Here is a 16,805-nt window from a genome sequence, read left to right on the forward strand (position 1 = left end):
GAGCAGGCTCACTCCTACATTTGATCTTCAGCGATCGCAAATTTTGTGTTCGACGCAGCCCCCTTGTAGGAGTGAGCCTGCTCGCGATGGCGCCAGTGGGAACAGCACAAATTACCGCTGCATGCCCCAACGCTTTACGGTCACCCGCTCCAGCGTATCGAACACCAGATTCTCCACCAGCAATCCAATCAGGATCACCACCGCCAATCCGGCAAACACCTTGTCGGTGTACAGCTCATTGCGATTCTGAAAAATGTACCAGCCCAACCCGCCCTTGCCACTGGTCGCACCGAACACCAGTTCGGCGGCGATCAGCGTGCGCCAGGCGAATGCCCAGCCGATTTTCAGCCCGGCGAGGATCGATGGCAGCGCTGCCGGGATCAGGATGAACAGCACAAAGCGCATGCCCTTCAGCCCATAGTTGCGCCCGGCCATGCGCAGGGTTTCCGAGACGCCGAGAAAACCGGCGTAGGTGTTCAACGCCAGCGCCCACAGTACTGAATGCACCAGCACGAAAATCAGGCTGTTCTGCCCCAGCCCGAACCAGAGCAACGCCAGCGGCAGCAAGGCAATCGCCGGCAGCGGATTGAACATCGAGGTCAGGGTGCTCAGCAGATCCCGGCCAAACTGGGTCGACACCGCCAGCGTGGTCAGGGCAAACGCCAGCACGATACCGATCAGGTAACCCTTGATCAGCACCACCAGCGATATCCACACCTTGCCCAGCAACTCACCGCTGAGCAGGCCGTCGTACAGCGCATGAGCGGTCTGCAGGAAACTCGGCAGCAGCAGGTCGTTGTTCTGCACCCGGGCGATCACTTCCCAGAGAATCGCCAGCAGAATCAGGATCACACTCTTACGCAACCAGCCCTGTTGCCACAGGCGTTGGCCCAGCGGCAGTTCGCGCTCCAGCGGCACGCTGGTCAGTGGTTCAAGAACGGTTTCAAACTCTTGTCGTACAGACGATGGTTGGCTCATCGGGCAATCCTCCAGAACGCTCAATAAGCGATGCGAATGTCGTTGAAGTCATGGTCACGCTCGGTTTCCGGCGACTGGCCTTCATCGAACAGCAAACGGTGAATGCGCCGTGCCGACTCCTGAAACGCCACACCGCCGAGGCTTTGCAGATCGTATTGATGGCTGTGCACTTCGGCGCGTACCCGCCCCGGATGTGGCGACAGCAGCAGGATGCGATTGCCGACCACCAGCGCCTCTTCGATCGAGTGGGTGACGAACAGCAAGGTAAAGCGCACCTCTTCCCAGAGCAGCAACAATTCTTCCTGCATCTTGCGCCGGGTCAGCGCATCCAGCGCGGCGAACGGCTCGTCCATCAAAAGGATTTTCGGCTGCATCGCCAGCGCCCGGGCAATCGCCACCCGCGCCTTCATGCCGCCGGACAGGGTGTGCGGATAGGCATCGGCAAACGCTGCCAGACCGACTTTTTCCAGATAGTGCAGCGCGCGTTCTTCGGCCTCCTTTTTCTTCAGCGTGCGCGAGGCGAGCAGCGGAAACATCACGTTCTGTTTCACGGTTTTCCACGGCGGCAGCTGATCGAATTCCTGGAACACCACGATCCGATCCGGACCGGGTCCATCGACCCGCTGACCTTGCAGGCGAATCTCGCCTTCGCTCGGCGCAATGAACCCGGCGGCCGCTTTCAACAAAGTGGACTTGCCACAGCCGGACGGGCCGAGCAGCACGAAGCGGTCCGCCGGATCGATTTCGAAACTGACCTGATGCGTGGCCCGCACCACCCGTTGCGGGGTGCGATATTCGAGGCTGACGTTATCCACCGCCAGCAGCGCTTGTGTACTGGCGATCGGGTTGCTGGCCGCGTGGCCTTGCAAAGGGGCGTTCATCTCGATCAGCTCCCCTGCAGCGGTTTGGCGTCCTGGAAGAAATAGTCCTTCCACGATTCCGGTTTGTTCTTGATCGCACCGACGCGGTAGAGGAATTCGGCCAGTGGGTAGGTATTTTTCGGCGTGACGCTGAATTCGAATTGCGGGTTGTCGATGATTTTCAGCAGCTCGGCGCGGTCGATCCTGGCCTTGGTCACGCGGATGTAGGTGTCCGCCGCCGCGCCCTTATCGTTCTGGGCAAATTGCGCGGCCTCGCTCAGCGCTTCGACGAAGGCTTTGTAGGTTTTCGGGTTCTCGTTGCGGAATTTCTCGGTGGCGAACAGCACGGTTGGCGAGTTCGGGCCGAGGATGTCGTAGGAGTTGAGCACCACGTGCACGTTCGGGTTCTGCAGCGCCTGATCCTGGAACGGCGGGTTGGAGAAATGCCCGGTTAGCTCGGTGCCGCCGGCAATCAGCGCAGCGGTCGCATCCGGGTGCGGCACGGCGATGGTGTACTTGTCGAGGCGATTGAATTCCTTGTCACCCCATTGCTTGGCCGCCGCGTATTGCAGGAAGCGCGACTGCACCGACACGCCCACCGCCGGCACCGCAATGCGGTCCTTCTCGGTGAAATCGGCAATGGTTTTGACCTTGGGATTGTTGCTCACCAGGTAGTACGGGAAGTTGCCCAGCGAGGCCACGGCCTTGACGTTCTGCTTGCCGTGGGTGCGATCCCAGATGGTCAGCAACGGGCCGACCCCGGCGCCGGCAATGTCGATGGAACCGGACAACAGGGCATCGTTGACCGCCGCGCCGCCCGAGAGCTGCGTCCAGTCGACCTTGATGTCGAGGCCTTCCTGCTTGCCGTACTTCTCGATCAGGCCCTGATCGCGCACCACGTTGAGCAATAAATAGACAATCCCGAACTGTTCGGCGATGCGGATTTCACCTTCGGCGTGGGCCACGGTCGGCGCCACCAGGCTGCCGGCAATCAGGCTGAAACCCAGGCCGATGGCCGCCGCCAGCGGTGCAAATGGAAGACGTTTGGACATGATCGAATCTCCGGCAAATCAGAAAGGCGCGTCGCCCTGAATAGTCGTGCGATACAGCTTGCGGCGCAGGTGCGCAGGGCAGCCGGCGGCAAGGTGGATCAGCGAACGGTTGTCCCAGAACACCATGTCGTGGGGCTGCCACTGATGGCGGTAGATGTTTTGCGGCAACACGCTGTGGGCGTAGAGCTCGGCCAGCAATTGTTTGCTCTCGTCTTCCGGCAGGCCGACGATGCGGGTGGTGAAGCCTTCGCTGACGAACAACGCCTTGCGGCCGTTTTCTGGATGAGTGCGGACGATCGGGTGCACCACTTCGGCGACCTGCGCCAATTGCTCCGGGGTCAGGGTCGGGCGCCAGTTGCCTTCGAATTTGGTCTCGCTGTAGCGCGCGGTGTAGGAATGCGCGGCCGAGCGGCCTTCCACGGCTTTGCGCAGCGCTTGCGGCAGGTTGTCCCAGGCTTTATGCATGTCGGCAAACAGGGTGTCGCCGCCCTCGGACGGCAACTCCTGGGCGTGCAGCATCGAGCCGAGACTCGGCAGCTCCTTATAGGAAAGATCCGAATGCCAGAACTTGCCGGCGTCACCCAGACCGATGTTCTGGCCGTTCTCGACGATGTTGGAAACGATGAGGATTTCCGGGTGATTGGCCAGCAGGAACTGCTTGAGTACGTGGATCTGCAACACGCCGAAACGGCGGCTGAAATCGATTTGCTGTTGCGGGGTGATGCGCTGGTCGCGGAAGACCACGACGTGGTGATCCAGGTGCGCACGATGGATGCGCGCGAAGTCCTGGTCGTTGACCGGCCGGGTCAGGTCCAGGCCGATGATTTCGGCACCGACGGCACCGCTGAACGGGCGAATTTCAAAGCTTTGCGGCGCGGCAGTCGCGGCGCTTGGGGTGGCAGTAGCTGCGGACATCTCTCAATCTCCCACGCACGGCGCGCTCACGGGCGCGCACGTCGATCAGACACTCACGCTGGATTGCGTGTCGGTTCAGGTCGTGCGGCGCGCCGATTGGTCGGCAGGTACGCAGGTGGATGACTTTAAAGCTATAAGAACCGGAAATTAAATACCGTTAATGAATAACGATATGGCAGATGGTGAGGAATGGACTGGATGGTGAGTGACGATTTGTGTCACTTCTATGCGTAATGTGGCAACTTCACTGGCGCCTTCGCTGGCAAGCCAGCTCCCACAGTTTCCGATGTCGAGCACACAATCGTGTTCCAACCGGAAACTCTGTGGGAGCTGGCTTGCCAGCGATGAGGCCCTGATGACCGCTAGAGAATCAACGCTCGTGCAACGCCTCGGCCCGCGCCCGGATGATCGGTTTGAGCAGATAACTCAACACCGATTTCTTGCCGGTGATGATATCCACCGACGCCACCATCCCCGGGATGATCAGCAACGGCTTGTCATCGGTGCCCAGGTGGCTGCGCTCGGTGCGCACCTTGATGATGTAATAGGTGGTTTTCTTGTCTTCGTCGGTGATGGTGTCGGCACCGATCTGCTCCAGCTTGGCTTTGAGCCCGCCGTAAATGGTGTAGTCGTACGCGGTGAATTTGACGATCGCTTCCTGCCCCGGGTGCAGGAAGGCAATGTCCTGCGGACGGATCTTGGCTTCGACCAGCAAGGTGTCGTCCAGCGGCACGATCTCCACCATGTCGCTACCCGGCTGGATCACGCCGCCGATGGTGTTGACCAGCAACTTGTTGACGATGCCGCGTACCGGCGAGGTGACCAGCGTCCGGCTGACCCGATCTTCCAGCGCCTTGCCGGTGGCCTGGGCCTTGTTCAGATCGGTGCGGGCTTCATTGAGCTGGGTCAGCGCCTCGCTGCGGAATTTGCCGCGCGTCTCGTCGATCTTGCGCTGGACTTCCTTGATCGCCGATTCGGCGCGCGGGATCGCCAGCGTGGTCGCATCCAGTTGCCCACGGGTTTCCACTTCGGCACGTTTGAGTCGCAGCACTTCCACCGGCGATACCGCGCCCTGCGCCACCAGCGGCTCGGACATGTTGATTTCCTGGCGTTGCAGGCCCAGCTGCTGACGGTACTGCGCTTGCTTGGAGCTGAATTCACGCAGCTCTTGCTGACGCTGGATCAACTGCTCCTGCAAACCGCCGATCTCGTCGTGCAGTTGCTGACGCCGGCTGATGTACAACGATTCTTCGCTTTTCGCCTGACCCGGCACGGCTTTGAGCACGTCTTCCGGGAAATTCAGTGGACGGTCATCGACCTCGGCGCTCAGGCGTTCGACGCGCAACAGCATCGACAGCCGATCAGCCTCAGTTTCGCCGACGTTGGAGGCAAAACGCGTGTCGTCCAGACGAATCAGCGGCGCGCCGGCCTCGACGATCTGACCTTCCTTGACGAACATTTCCGAGACAATCCCGCCCTCAAGGTTCTGGATTTTCTGGATCTTCGACGACGGAATCGCCTTGCCGTCGCCCTTGGTCACTTCGTCGATGACGGCGAAGTTAGCCCACAGCAACAGGAACAGAAAGAAGCCGATGATTGCCCAGATGGTCAGGCGCACGACGCGCGGGGCGTCCTCGATCAGCGCCTTGTTGACCTCCGGCAGCGGCTGGCCCTGCAGCGAGGCAGAACCCTTGAAGTAGCGACGGATCGACTCTTTGACACCCGACTTAAGCAACACTGATCTGCCCCTTCTTCAACGCTTCCATCACGGCGGCTTTCGGGCCATCGGCGAGAATCTGTCCACGGTCGACCACCAGCAGGCGGTCGACCAGCGACAGCAGCGAGGCCCGGTGCGTCACCAGCACCACGGTCTTGTTTTCAACCACGGCAGCCAGACGTTGCTTGAGGCGTTCTTCGCCGGTGTTGTCCATGGCGCTGGTTGGTTCGTCGAGCAGCAGGATCGGCGGATTGAGCAGCAGCGCCCGCGCCAGTGCGACGTTCTGCCGTTGGCCACCGGACAGGTTCTGCCCGCGCTCGCCGACTTGCAGTTCATAACCCTGCGGATGCAGGCGGGCGAATTCGTGCACGCCGGCCAGTTCGGCGGCTTGCAGCACCAACTCGTCTTCGACGTAACGTGCGCCGGAGATCAGGTTGTCACGCAGCGTGCCGGCCAGCAGCTGGATGTCCTGAGGCACGTAGCCAATGTTGTAGCGCAGCTCGCTGACGTCGATCTGGCGGATATCCACGCCGTCCACCAGCAACGCGCCATCGTCCGGTTGATACAGGCCCACCAGCAGTTTCGCCAGCGAACTCTTGCCCGAACCACTGCGACCGATGATGCCGATCTTCTCGCCGGGACGGATCACCAGGTTGATGTTCTTCAGCGCCGGGTTCTGCTGTTCCGGGTAGGTGAAGTTCAACTGACGGCACTCGATCGCGCCCTGCAACACCTTGCGGCTCAGCGGGCGCTCTTCGAAATTGCGCTCCTGCGGCAGCTCCATCATCTGGTCAACCGAAGTCATGGTCACCCGCGCCTGCTGGTAGCGGGTCAGCAGACCGGACAGCGACGCCAACGGGCTGAGCGCGCGGCCGCTGAGCATGTAGCAGGCAATCAGGCCGCCCATGCTCAGGTTGCCGGCGATGATCTGGTACACGCCGAAGACGATCATGATCACCCCGGCCAGTTGCTGGATCAGCAAGGTGATGTTCATCGCCAGACCGGAGAGCATTTTCACCCGCAGCTCGAGGCGGCTGAGGGTGCCGATGGTCTGTTCCCACTGATACTGGCGTTCGCTTTCGGCGTTGTTGACCTTGACCGCATCGAGGCCGGCGAGGGTTTCGATCAGGCTCGACTGACGCTCGGCACCGAGGGCCATGGTGCGTTCCATGGTCGCTATCAGCGGCTTCTGCAGCGCATAGCCGATCAACAGCGCAATCGGGAACGCCAGCACCGGAATCCACACTAGATGCCCGCCAAGAATGGCGATGACGATGAAGATCAGAATGGTGAACGGCAGGTCGATCAGGCTGGTCAGGGTCAGCGAGGCGAGGAAGTCGCGCAGACTCTGAAACTCATGGATGTTCTGCGCGAAGCTGCCGACCCGCGCCGGGCGGTACTTCATCGCCATGCCGACGATGCGCTCGAACAGCGTCGCGGAGATGATCAGGTCGGTTTTCTTGCCCGCCAGATCCAGGCACAGGCTGCGCAGGCTCTTGAGAATCAGGTCGAAAATGTAGGCACCAGTGATGCCCAGCGCCAGCACCCACAGGGTCGCTTCGGCCTGGTTCGGCACCACGCGGTCGTAGACGTTCATCACGAACAGCGGCGCGGCCATGGCGATGATGTTGATCAGGAAACTGGCGGCGATCGCATCGGCGTACAGCCAGCGCGAACGCTTGAGGGTATCGCGGAACCACGAGCGAGCGCGCGGGATCAGCGTGCCGTGGTTGACGTCGAATTTGTGCTGCGGCTGAGCGAAGAACACTTTGCCGGTGTAGTCGTCGGCCAACAGTTCGCGGCTGACCACCGATTCGCCGCCATCGCTTTCGCTGAGCAGCACCCGGGCTTCGTTGTCACCTTGCCAGCCGAGCAGAACAGCACTGCGGCCATCCTTGAGCAGCAACAGCGCCGGCATGGCAATCGCCGGAATCTCTTCCAGCTTGCGTTGCAGCACCCGGCCCTGCAGCCCGGCGCGAGCGGCCGCGCGGGGCAGCAACTCGACACTCAGGCGTTGTTTGGGCAACGGCAGGCCAGTGGTGAGCATCGCCGCGCTGGCGGGTTTCTGGTGCAGCATGCACAGAGCGAGCAGACCATCCAGTAACGGATCGTCGTGCATCGCGCGCGGATCATGAATGAGTTGAACTCGACTGACTTCTGATTCCACGCTCGGCACTCTTGGCTAACAATTGAACAATGAAGGTTCTGCTCAATTCATACCCGGCAGTTGGACCTTCGGCTTCACATCGTTCTGCACGACGGATGCCAACGGTGCGACCACTCCCTGGCTCTTGAGCAACTCGCCCATGGTCGCCTTGATTCGATACTGAGTAAATAACTGAATGTTCTTGATTTCGGCCAGACGGCGCGAAGCGGTGAACAACTCGTTTTCGCTGTCGAGCAAATCGAGCAGGGTGCGCTCGCCGAGGCTGAACTGACGCTGGTAGGCGGTACGCACCGCGGTGCTGTGATCAACGTACTGCTGAGCGATCGGCACCTGCGCATTGGCATTGTTCAGGGCGTTCCAGGCCAGACCCAGTTCTTCGTTCAACTGACGCAGGGCGTTGTTGCGGATGTCCAGCGCCTGGTTCGACAGGTACGACTTGGATTCCAGATCGGCCTTGTTGCTGCCACCGGAGTACAGGTTGAAGCGCATGCGCAGCATCGCCTGCCATTCGTTGTTGTGGCCGTTCTGACCGTCGAGATCGTTGTCGGCTGTGCGACCCAGCTCGGCGTCGAAACGCGGGTAGAAGGTCGACTTGGCGGTTTCGTACTGCTTCTCGGCAGCGGCAATATCGGACTCGGCCGAGCGCAGGATCGGGCTGTTTTCCAGCATCTGCGTCCGGGCTTCATTGAGGTTGGCCGGCATCATCGCCATGAACGGCGCCGGGCGCTCCAACTGGTCAGGCATCTGGCCGACGGCACTGAGGAAGTTGGTCTCGGAGTCGGCGAGGTTGGTCTGTTCGGTGATCAGATTGTTGCGGGCCTGAGCCATCCGCGCTTCAGCCTGATCGAGGTCAGCGCCGCTGCCAACGCCGCGCTGGGTGCGCAGCTGGATCTGGTCGTAGATGCGCTGGTGGCTTTTGAGGTTCTCTTCGGCCAGACGCACGAATTCGCGGCGGGTCAGCACGTCCAGATAGACCTGGGCGACGGTCAGTGCGGTGCGCTCGGAAGTGCCGAGCAGCGAATAGGCGCGGGAGTTGACGGTGGCTTGTTGACGCCCGACTTCGCTGGACGTGGCAAAACCGTCAAAAACCATTTGCGAGAGACGTAAACTTGACTCGCTGCGGTTCAAAGTTTCCCAGTGGTTGCCACCACCGTTGGCGCGGGTGGTCACGCTGTCGGTGCCCTCACGGCCATAACCGCCCAGCAGATCGACCTTGGGCAGGTATCCACCTTTGGCTGCCTTTAACTGATAATCCGCGGCCAAACGACTGTTGACCCCCGCCTGGATTTCCGGATGGACATCCAGTGCCTGTTGCATGGCTTCTGGTAAGGATTGTGCTTGGACGAAAGAGGCGGCGAGGGCGAACGGTAGAGCCTTGAACAAGTGCAAACGCATGGTAAAGATTTCCCAGGACTTCTTGTCTTGAATCACAGCAAAACGTGCTGCTGCGTCGGATGATTGGCAACCGGAATGACCGTATGTCGGAAAGTTCGAAATTGGAACTTGATCACATGCTGAGGGACAGGTCGCCGCGGAAATATCAATGTGACATTAGTGGGGCGATTGTTTAGGATGGCACCCAGAAGGTCAATAGTTTGGCATAAAGTTAATAGCGAAAGAATCTAGCCAAATTATTGACGAAGAACAGCGTCAATCTTGATTCGCAAATTTTAAAAGTACGTCCAGACTGAATCGGCGCCGAAGCCATCAGGCTATGGAAGTCAACTGAACGTGACACCCGGAGAGTCTTCAATGAGCAGTGTTGTTGCCATCGTCAAAAGCATTGTCGGTCAGGTATTCGTGGTCTCCCCCGAGGGTGTACGCCGCGTGCTCGTTGAAGGCGATCGCCTGTATGTCGGCGACCAGATCGACACCGGCCTCTCCGGCGCTGTATCGCTGGAACTGGCGGATGGCCGCACCCTGGACCTGGGCCGTGAAACCCAATGGAGCGCCAACGCGCCTGACTCCAGCACTGACCTGGCCGAGGCCACCGCGCAGGCCGCGCCTTCTGTAGCCGAGCTGCAGCAGGCCATCGCCGCCGGCGCCGACCCGACCACCGCCCTTGAAGCCACCGCTGCCGGCGCTACCGCCGCAGGGACTGGCGGCGCGGCAGGCGGCGGTCATAGTTTCGTGATGCTCGACGCCACCGCTGGCCGCGTCGACCCGACCATCGGTTTCCCGACCGCAGGCATCAACTCCGGTGCGCAAGCGGCACAGAACATCACCGGTGGCCAGACCACCGACACCACCACCAACGCCCTGCGTGAGTCGACCCTGAGCCTCAGCGCCACGCCGACCATCACCGAAGCCGGCGGCGTGCTGGTGTACACCGCGACCCTGACCCAGGCGCCGCTGACCGACCTGACCATCACCCTGTCGAACGGCTCGGTGATCGTGATTCCGGCCGGCTCCACCACCGGCACTGTCAACGTGCCGCTGGCACCGAACGACACCGTCTACAACGACCCGACCCAGATCGATGTGACCGTCACCGGCACCACCGGCGGCAACGGCATCACCGTGACCCCGCCGACCACCCCGGCCACGACCCAGGTCACCGACACCATCGACACCACCACCGTCACCCTGAACGCTGGCGACAGCGTCACCGAAGGCGGCCAGATCACCTACACCGCGACACTGACCAACCCGGCGCAGACGCCGGTCACCGTCACCCTGTCCAACGGCTCGACCATCACCATCGAAGCCGGCCAGACCACTGGCACCGTCAACGTGCCGACCGCGCCGAATGACGTCTATAACAACGGCAGCACCGTCAGCACCACTATCACCGGTGCCACTGGTGGCAACTTCGAGAATCTGGTACCAAACACGACGCCAGCCGTAACGAACATCGTCGATTCGCGCGACACCACCAGCCTGACCCTGACCGCCACCGGTACCGTGGTCGAAGGTGGCCAGATCACCTACACCGCGACCCTGACCAACCCGGCACAGACACCGGTCACCGTCACCCTGTCCAACGGCTCGACCATCACCATCGAAGCCGGCCAGACCACTGGCACGGTCAACGTGCCGACTGCGCCGAACGACGTCTACAACAACGGCGGCACCGTCAGCACCACAATTACCGGCGCGACCGGCGGCAACTTCGAGAACCTGGTGCCGAACACGACGCCGGCGACCACCACCGTTACCGACTCCATCGACACCACCAACCTGTCGCTGAGTGCCACCGGCACCGTCGCTGAAGGCGGCTCGATCGTTTACACCGCGACCCTGACCAACCCGGCCGGCACCCCGGTGACCGTGACCCTGAGCAATGGCTCCGTCATCACCATCGAGGCTGGCAAAACCACCGGCACTGTGACCGTTCCGGCGCCTGCGGATGACGTCTACAAAGATGCCGGCAAAGTCGAAGTCAGCATTACCGGCACTACCGGCGGCAATTTCGAGAACCTGGTGCCGAGCACCGTTCCGGCGGTCACCGAAGTCACCGACACCATCGATACCTCGACCGTCAAACTGACCGCTGATACTTCGGTCGCTGAGGGCGGCACCGTCACTTACACCGCCACCGTCGGCGCTCCTGTGACCGGTTCGCCAGTTGTCGTGACTCTGGCCAACGGTCAGTCCATCACCATCGAAGTCGGCAAAACCACCGGCACCGTGACCACCACCGCGCCGAACGATGCGTTGACCGGCAACCCACCGCTGACCAACGCCATCACCAACGTCAGTGGCGGTAACTACGAGAACCTCGTCGCCGACAAAACCCCGGTTTCGACCACCGTCACCGATACCGTCGACACCACCAACCTGTCGCTGACTGCGACCGGCACCGTGGCCGAGGGCGGTTCGATCGTCTACACCGCGACCCTGACCAACCCGGCCGGCACGCCGGTGAACGTGACCCTGAGCAACGGCTCCGTCATCACCATCGAAGCCGGTAAAACCACCGGTACCGTGACGGTTCCAGCGCCTGCCGATGACGTTTACAAAGACGCCGGTAAAGTCGAAGTCACCATCAACGGTGCAACCGGCGGCAACTTCGAAAATCTGGTGCCAAGTACTGTCCCTGCAGTTACCGAAGTCACCGATACCATCGACACCTCGACAGTCAAACTGTCCGCTGATACCTCGGTCGCCGAGGGCGGCACCGTCACTTACACCGCGACCGTTGGTGCGCCTGTGACTGGCTCGCCGGTTGTCGTGACTCTGGCCAACGGTCAGTCCATCACCATCGAAGTGGGTAAAACCACTGGCACCGTGACCACCACTGCACCGAACGACGTGCTGAACGGCCAGGCGCCGCTGAGCAACTCGATCACTGGCGTGAGCGGTGGCAACTACGAAAATCTGGTCGCCGACAAGACGCCGGTCAGCACCACCGTGACTGATACCGTCGACACCACCAACCTGACGTTGAGCGCCACTGGCTCCGTCGCTGAAGGCGGTTCGATTGTCTACACCGCGACCCTGACCAACCCAGCCGGCACCCCGGTGACTGTGACCCTGAGCAATGGCTCCGTTATCACCATCGAAGCCGGTAAGACCACCGGTACCGTGACCGTTCCGGCGCCTGCCGATGACGTCTATAAAGACGCCGGCAAAGTCGAAGTCAGCATTGCCGGAACCAGCGGTGGCAATTTCGAGAACCTGGTGCCGAGCACCGTTCCGGCTGTTACCGAAGTCACCGATACCATCGACACTTCGACCGTCAAGCTGACCGCCGACACCTCGGTGGCCGAGGGTGGCACAGTCACCTACACCGCTACGGTTGGCGCACCAGTGACCGGCTCGCCTGTGGTCGTGACCCTGGCCAACGGTCAGACCATCACTATCGAAGTGGGCAAAACCACCGGCACCGTGACCACCACCGCGCCGAACGATGCATTGAATGGTCATGAGCCGCTGACCAACGCGATCACTGACGTGAGCGGCGGCAACTACGAAAACCTTGTGGCCGACAAAACTCCGGTTTCGACCACCGTTACCGACACCGTCGACACCACCAATCTGACGTTGAGCGCCACTGGCTCGGTCGCAGAAGGCGGTTCGATCGTCTACACCGCAACCCTGACCAATCCAGCCGGTACTCCGGTGACCGTGACCTTGAGCAATGGCTCGGTCATCACCATCGAGGCCGGCAAAACCATTGGCACCGTAACGGTTCCGGCGCCAGCCGATGACGTCTACAAAGATGCCGGCAAGGTTGAGGTCAGCATTACCGGAACAACCGGCGGCAATTTCGAGAACCTGGTGCCGAGCACCGTCCCTGCGGTCACTGAAGTGACTGACACCATCGACACCTCGACCGTCAAGCTGACCGCCGATACCTCGGTGGCTGAAGGTGGCACCGTCACCTATACCGCGACCGTTGGCGCGCCTGTCACCGGCTCGCCAGTGATCGTCACGTTGGCCAACGGCCAGACCATTACCATCGAAGTGGGCAAAACCACTGGCACCGTGACCACCACCGCACCGAACGATGCGTTGACCGGTCACGAGCCACTGACCAACGCGATCACTGACGTGAGCGGTGGCAACTACGAAAACCTGGTCGCTGACAAAACCCCGATTTCGACCAACGTCACCGACACCGTCGACACCACCAACTTGTCGCTGACTGCGACCGGCACCGTGGCGGAAGGCGGTTCGATCGTCTACACCGCGACCCTGACCAACCCGGCCGGTACTCCGGTGACCGTGACGTTGAGCAACGGCTCCGTCATCACCATCGACGCCGGCAAAACCACTGGCACCGTGACCGTTCCAGCACCAGCCGAATGACGTTTACAAAGACGCTGGCAAAGTTGAAGTCACGATCAAAGACGCCGCAGGCGGAAATTTCGAGAACCTGGTGCCGAGCACCGTTCCGGCTGTTACCGAAGTTACCGATACCATCGATACGTCGACGGTCAAACTCACCGCCGACACTTCGGTAGCTGAAGGCGGGACTGTCACTTACACCGCCACCGTCGGCGCACCGGTAACCGGCTCGCCGGTTGTTGTGACCTTGGCCAATGGTCAGAACATCACCATCGAAGTGGGCAAAACCACCGGCACCGTGACCACCACCGCGCCAAACGATGCGCTGAACGGTCACGAACCGCTGACCAACTCGATTACCGGCGTCACCGGTGGCAACTACGAAAATCTGGTCGCTGACAAAACCCCGGTTTCGACCACCGTTACCGACACCGTCGACACCACCGACCTGACGTTGAGCGCCACTGGCTCCGTTGCCGAAGGTGGTTCGATCGTTTACACCGCGACCCTGACCAATCCGGCCGGTACGCCGGTGACCGTGACCCTGTCGAACGGCTCGGTGATCACCATTGAAGCGGGTAAAACTACCGGCACCGTGACCGTTCCAGCACCAGCCGATGACGTTTACAAAGACGCTGGCAAGGTTGAAGTCACGATCAAAGACGCCGCAGGCGGCAATTTCGAGAACCTGGTACCGAGCACCGTTCCAGCCGTGACCGAAGTCACCGATACCATCGACACAACGTCGGTGAAACTGACCGCGACCGAGTCCGCTGCTGAAGGCGGCACGGTCACCTACACCGCTACCGTTGGCGCACCCGTCACCGGTTCGCCAGTCGTGGTGACCCTGGCCAATGGTCAGAACATCACCATCGAAGTGGGCAAAACTACTGGCACCGTAACCACCACCGCGCCGAACGATGCGTTGACGGGTCACGAACCGCTGACCAACTCGATCACCGGCGTCACCGGCGGTAACTACGAAAATCTGGTCGCTGACAAAACCCCGGTCAGCACCACCGTCACTGACACCGTGGACACGACGAATCTGTCGCTCAGCGCCACCAACTCGGTCGCCGAGGGTGGTTCGATCACCTACACCGCGACGCTGACCAACGCTGCTGGCTCGCCAGTCACCGTGACGCTGTCCAACGGTTCGGTGATTACCATCGAGGCCGGCAAAACCACCGGCACCGTGACCGTTCCTGCGCCAGCCGATGACGTCTACAAAGATGCCGGCAAGGTTGAAGTCACCATCAAGGATGCGTCCGGCGGCAACTTCGAAAATCTCGTTCCAAGCACTGTTCCGGCAGTTACCGAAGTCACTGACACCATCGACACCACCTCGGTGAAACTGACCGCAACCGAGTCTGCTGCTGAAGGTGGCACCGTCACCTACACCGCCACTGTCGGTGCTCCGGTAACCGGCTCGCCTGTGGTCGTGACCCTGGCTAACGGTCAGAACATCACCATCGAAGTGGGCAAAACCACCGGCACCGTCACCACCACCGCGCCAAACGATGCGTTGACCGGTCATGCACCACTGACCAACGCGATCACTGATGTCAGCGGCGGCAATTACGAGAATCTGATTGCCGACAAAACCCCGGTCAGCACCACCGTGACTGACACTGTCGACACCACCAACCTGTCGCTGAGCGCCACTGGCACTGTGGCCGAGGGCGGTTCGATCACCTACACCGCGACACTGACCAACGCTGCTGGCTCGCCAGTCACCGTGACCCTGTCCAACGGTTCGGTGATCACCATCGAAGCGGGCAAGACCACTGGCACGGTGACCGTTCCGGCCCCTGCCGATGACGTCTACAAAGACGCCGGCAAAGTCGAAGTCACGATCAAGGACGCAGCGGGCGGCAACTTCGAGAACCTCGTTCCGAGCACTGTTCCTGCGGTCACTGAAGTGACTGACACTATCGACACCTCGACCGTCAAATTGAGCGCCGATACTTCGGTCGCCGAGGGCGGCACCGTCACTTACACCGCCACCGTCGGCGCTCCGGTAACCGGTTCGCCTGTGGTCGTGACTCTGGCGAACGGTCAGACCATCACCATCGACATCGGCAAGACCACCGGCACCGTGACGACCACCGCACCGAACGATGCGTTGAACGGTCATGAGCCGCTGAACAACTCGATCACCAATGTCAGCGGCGGCAACTACGAAAACCTCGTCGCCGACAAGACGCCAGTCAGCACCACCGTGACCGACACCGTCGACACCACCAACCTGTCGCTGAGCGCGACGCCGGCGGTGAACGAAGGCGGCCAGATCACCTACACCGCCACCCTGACCAACGCTGCCGGCACCCCGGTGACCGTGACATTGAGCAATGGCGCGGTGATCACCATCGACGCCGGCAAGACCACCGGCACCGTGACCGTCGATGCGCCGAAGGATGACGTCTACAAGGACGCCGGCACCGTTGAAGCGACCATCAAGGGCGCGACCGGTGGCGACTTCGAAAACCTGGTCACCAGCAACACGCCGGCTGTGACCAGCGTCAACGACACCATCGACACCTCCACCGTGTCGCTGACCGCCACCGCCAACGTCGCCGAAGGCGAAACCGTGGTTTACACCGCAAGCGTGACCGCGCCAGTAACCGGCTCGCCTGTTGTGGTCACCCTGTCCAACGGCCAGACCATCACCATCGCCGTCGGTGAGACCACCGGCAGCGTGAATTTCGTTGCGCCGAACAGCCCATTGGCGGGCGGCAGCTCGTTGAGCGTCGCCATCGACAAGGTTGCCGGCGGCAACTATGAAAACCTGGTGGCCGACAAGACACCGGCAAACACCTCGGTGTCGGACACCGTCGACACCACCAACCTGAACCTGACTGCCAGTGACTCGGTGGCCGAGGGTGGTTCGATTGTCTACACCGCCACGCTGACCAACCCGGCCGGCACTCCGGTAACCGTGACTCTGTCCAACGGCGCGGTGATCACCATCGAAGCCGGTAAAACCTCGGGCACCGTGACCGTTCCAGCTCCGGCTGACGACGTGTACAAAGACGCGGGTAAAGTCGAAGCAACCATTTCCACCGCTACCGGTGGCAACTTCGAAAACCTGGTGCCGAGCTCTGTTCCGGCCGTCACCAACGTGACCGACACCATCGACACCACCACGGTGAAACTTACCGCGACCGAGTCTGCTGCTGAAGGTGGCACCGTCACCTACACCGCAACTGTCGGCGCGCCAGTGACCGGTTCGCCGGTCGTAGTGACTTTGGCGAACGGTCAGAACATCACCATCGAAGTGGGTAAAACCACTGGCACCGTGACCACCACCGCACCAAACGATGCGCTGACCGGCCATGCTCCGCTGACCAACGCGATCACCGGTGTCACTGGCGGCAACTACG

At 61.2% G+C, this 16,805-nt stretch carries 7 protein-coding genes and 1 pseudogene; 1 reads left to right on the forward strand and 7 read right to left on the reverse strand.

The genetic code is table 11. The features are described from left to right. Positions 1-111: 111 nt before the first annotated feature. The 7 genes from PMI25_RS19730 to PMI25_RS19760 all read right to left on the reverse strand — a co-directional run bounded on the left by PMI25_RS19730 (position 112) and on the right by PMI25_RS19760 (position 9,084). Entirely contained in the window at positions 112-978 is an 867-nt protein-coding gene (locus tag PMI25_RS19730; protein ID WP_007961496.1) for an ABC transporter permease, read from the reverse strand. Between the two features lie 20 nt (positions 979-998). After that, positions 999-1,859 (reverse strand): ABC transporter ATP-binding protein, encoded by an 861-nt coding sequence (locus PMI25_RS19735; RefSeq protein ID WP_007961497.1) that lies wholly within the window; start codon positions 1,857-1,859, stop codon positions 999-1,001. A gap of 5 nt (positions 1,860-1,864) precedes the next feature. Then, positions 1,865-2,890: an ABC transporter substrate-binding protein gene (locus tag PMI25_RS19740; RefSeq protein ID WP_007961498.1), complete on the reverse strand. Its 1,026-nt coding sequence runs from the start codon at positions 2,888-2,890 to the stop codon at positions 1,865-1,867. Positions 2,891-2,908: 18 nt separating this feature from the next. After that, positions 2,909-3,805, reverse strand: coding sequence for a TauD/TfdA dioxygenase family protein (locus PMI25_RS19745; protein WP_007961499.1), 897 nt, complete (start codon positions 3,803-3,805; stop codon positions 2,909-2,911). A 370-nt stretch (positions 3,806-4,175) separates the two neighbouring features. Beyond that, positions 4,176-5,543 (reverse strand): HlyD family type I secretion periplasmic adaptor subunit, encoded by a 1,368-nt coding sequence (locus PMI25_RS19750; protein ID WP_007961500.1) that lies wholly within the window; start codon positions 5,541-5,543, stop codon positions 4,176-4,178. Then, on the reverse strand, positions 5,533-7,689 hold the full coding sequence (locus PMI25_RS19755) for a type I secretion system permease/ATPase (protein WP_045122125.1): 2,157 nt from the start codon (positions 7,687-7,689) through the stop codon (positions 5,533-5,535). Before PMI25_RS19755 ends, PMI25_RS19750 begins: the two co-directional genes overlap by 11 nt. 42 nt (positions 7,690-7,731) lie before the next feature. Continuing rightward, positions 7,732-9,084 carry a TolC family outer membrane protein gene (locus tag PMI25_RS19760; protein WP_007961502.1) on the reverse strand — a complete coding sequence of 451 codons (1,353 nt, stop codon included), beginning with the start codon at positions 9,082-9,084 and terminating at the stop codon, positions 7,732-7,734. A gap of 357 nt (positions 9,085-9,441) precedes the next feature. Here PMI25_RS19760 and PMI25_RS29990 point away from each other — a divergent pair. Then, positions 9,442-16,805, forward strand: a pseudogene (locus PMI25_RS29990) (retention module-containing protein); the annotation flags it as partial.

The organism is Pseudomonas sp. GM30 (assembly GCF_000282275.2).
GTDB lineage: Bacteria > Pseudomonadota > Gammaproteobacteria > Pseudomonadales > Pseudomonadaceae > Aquipseudomonas.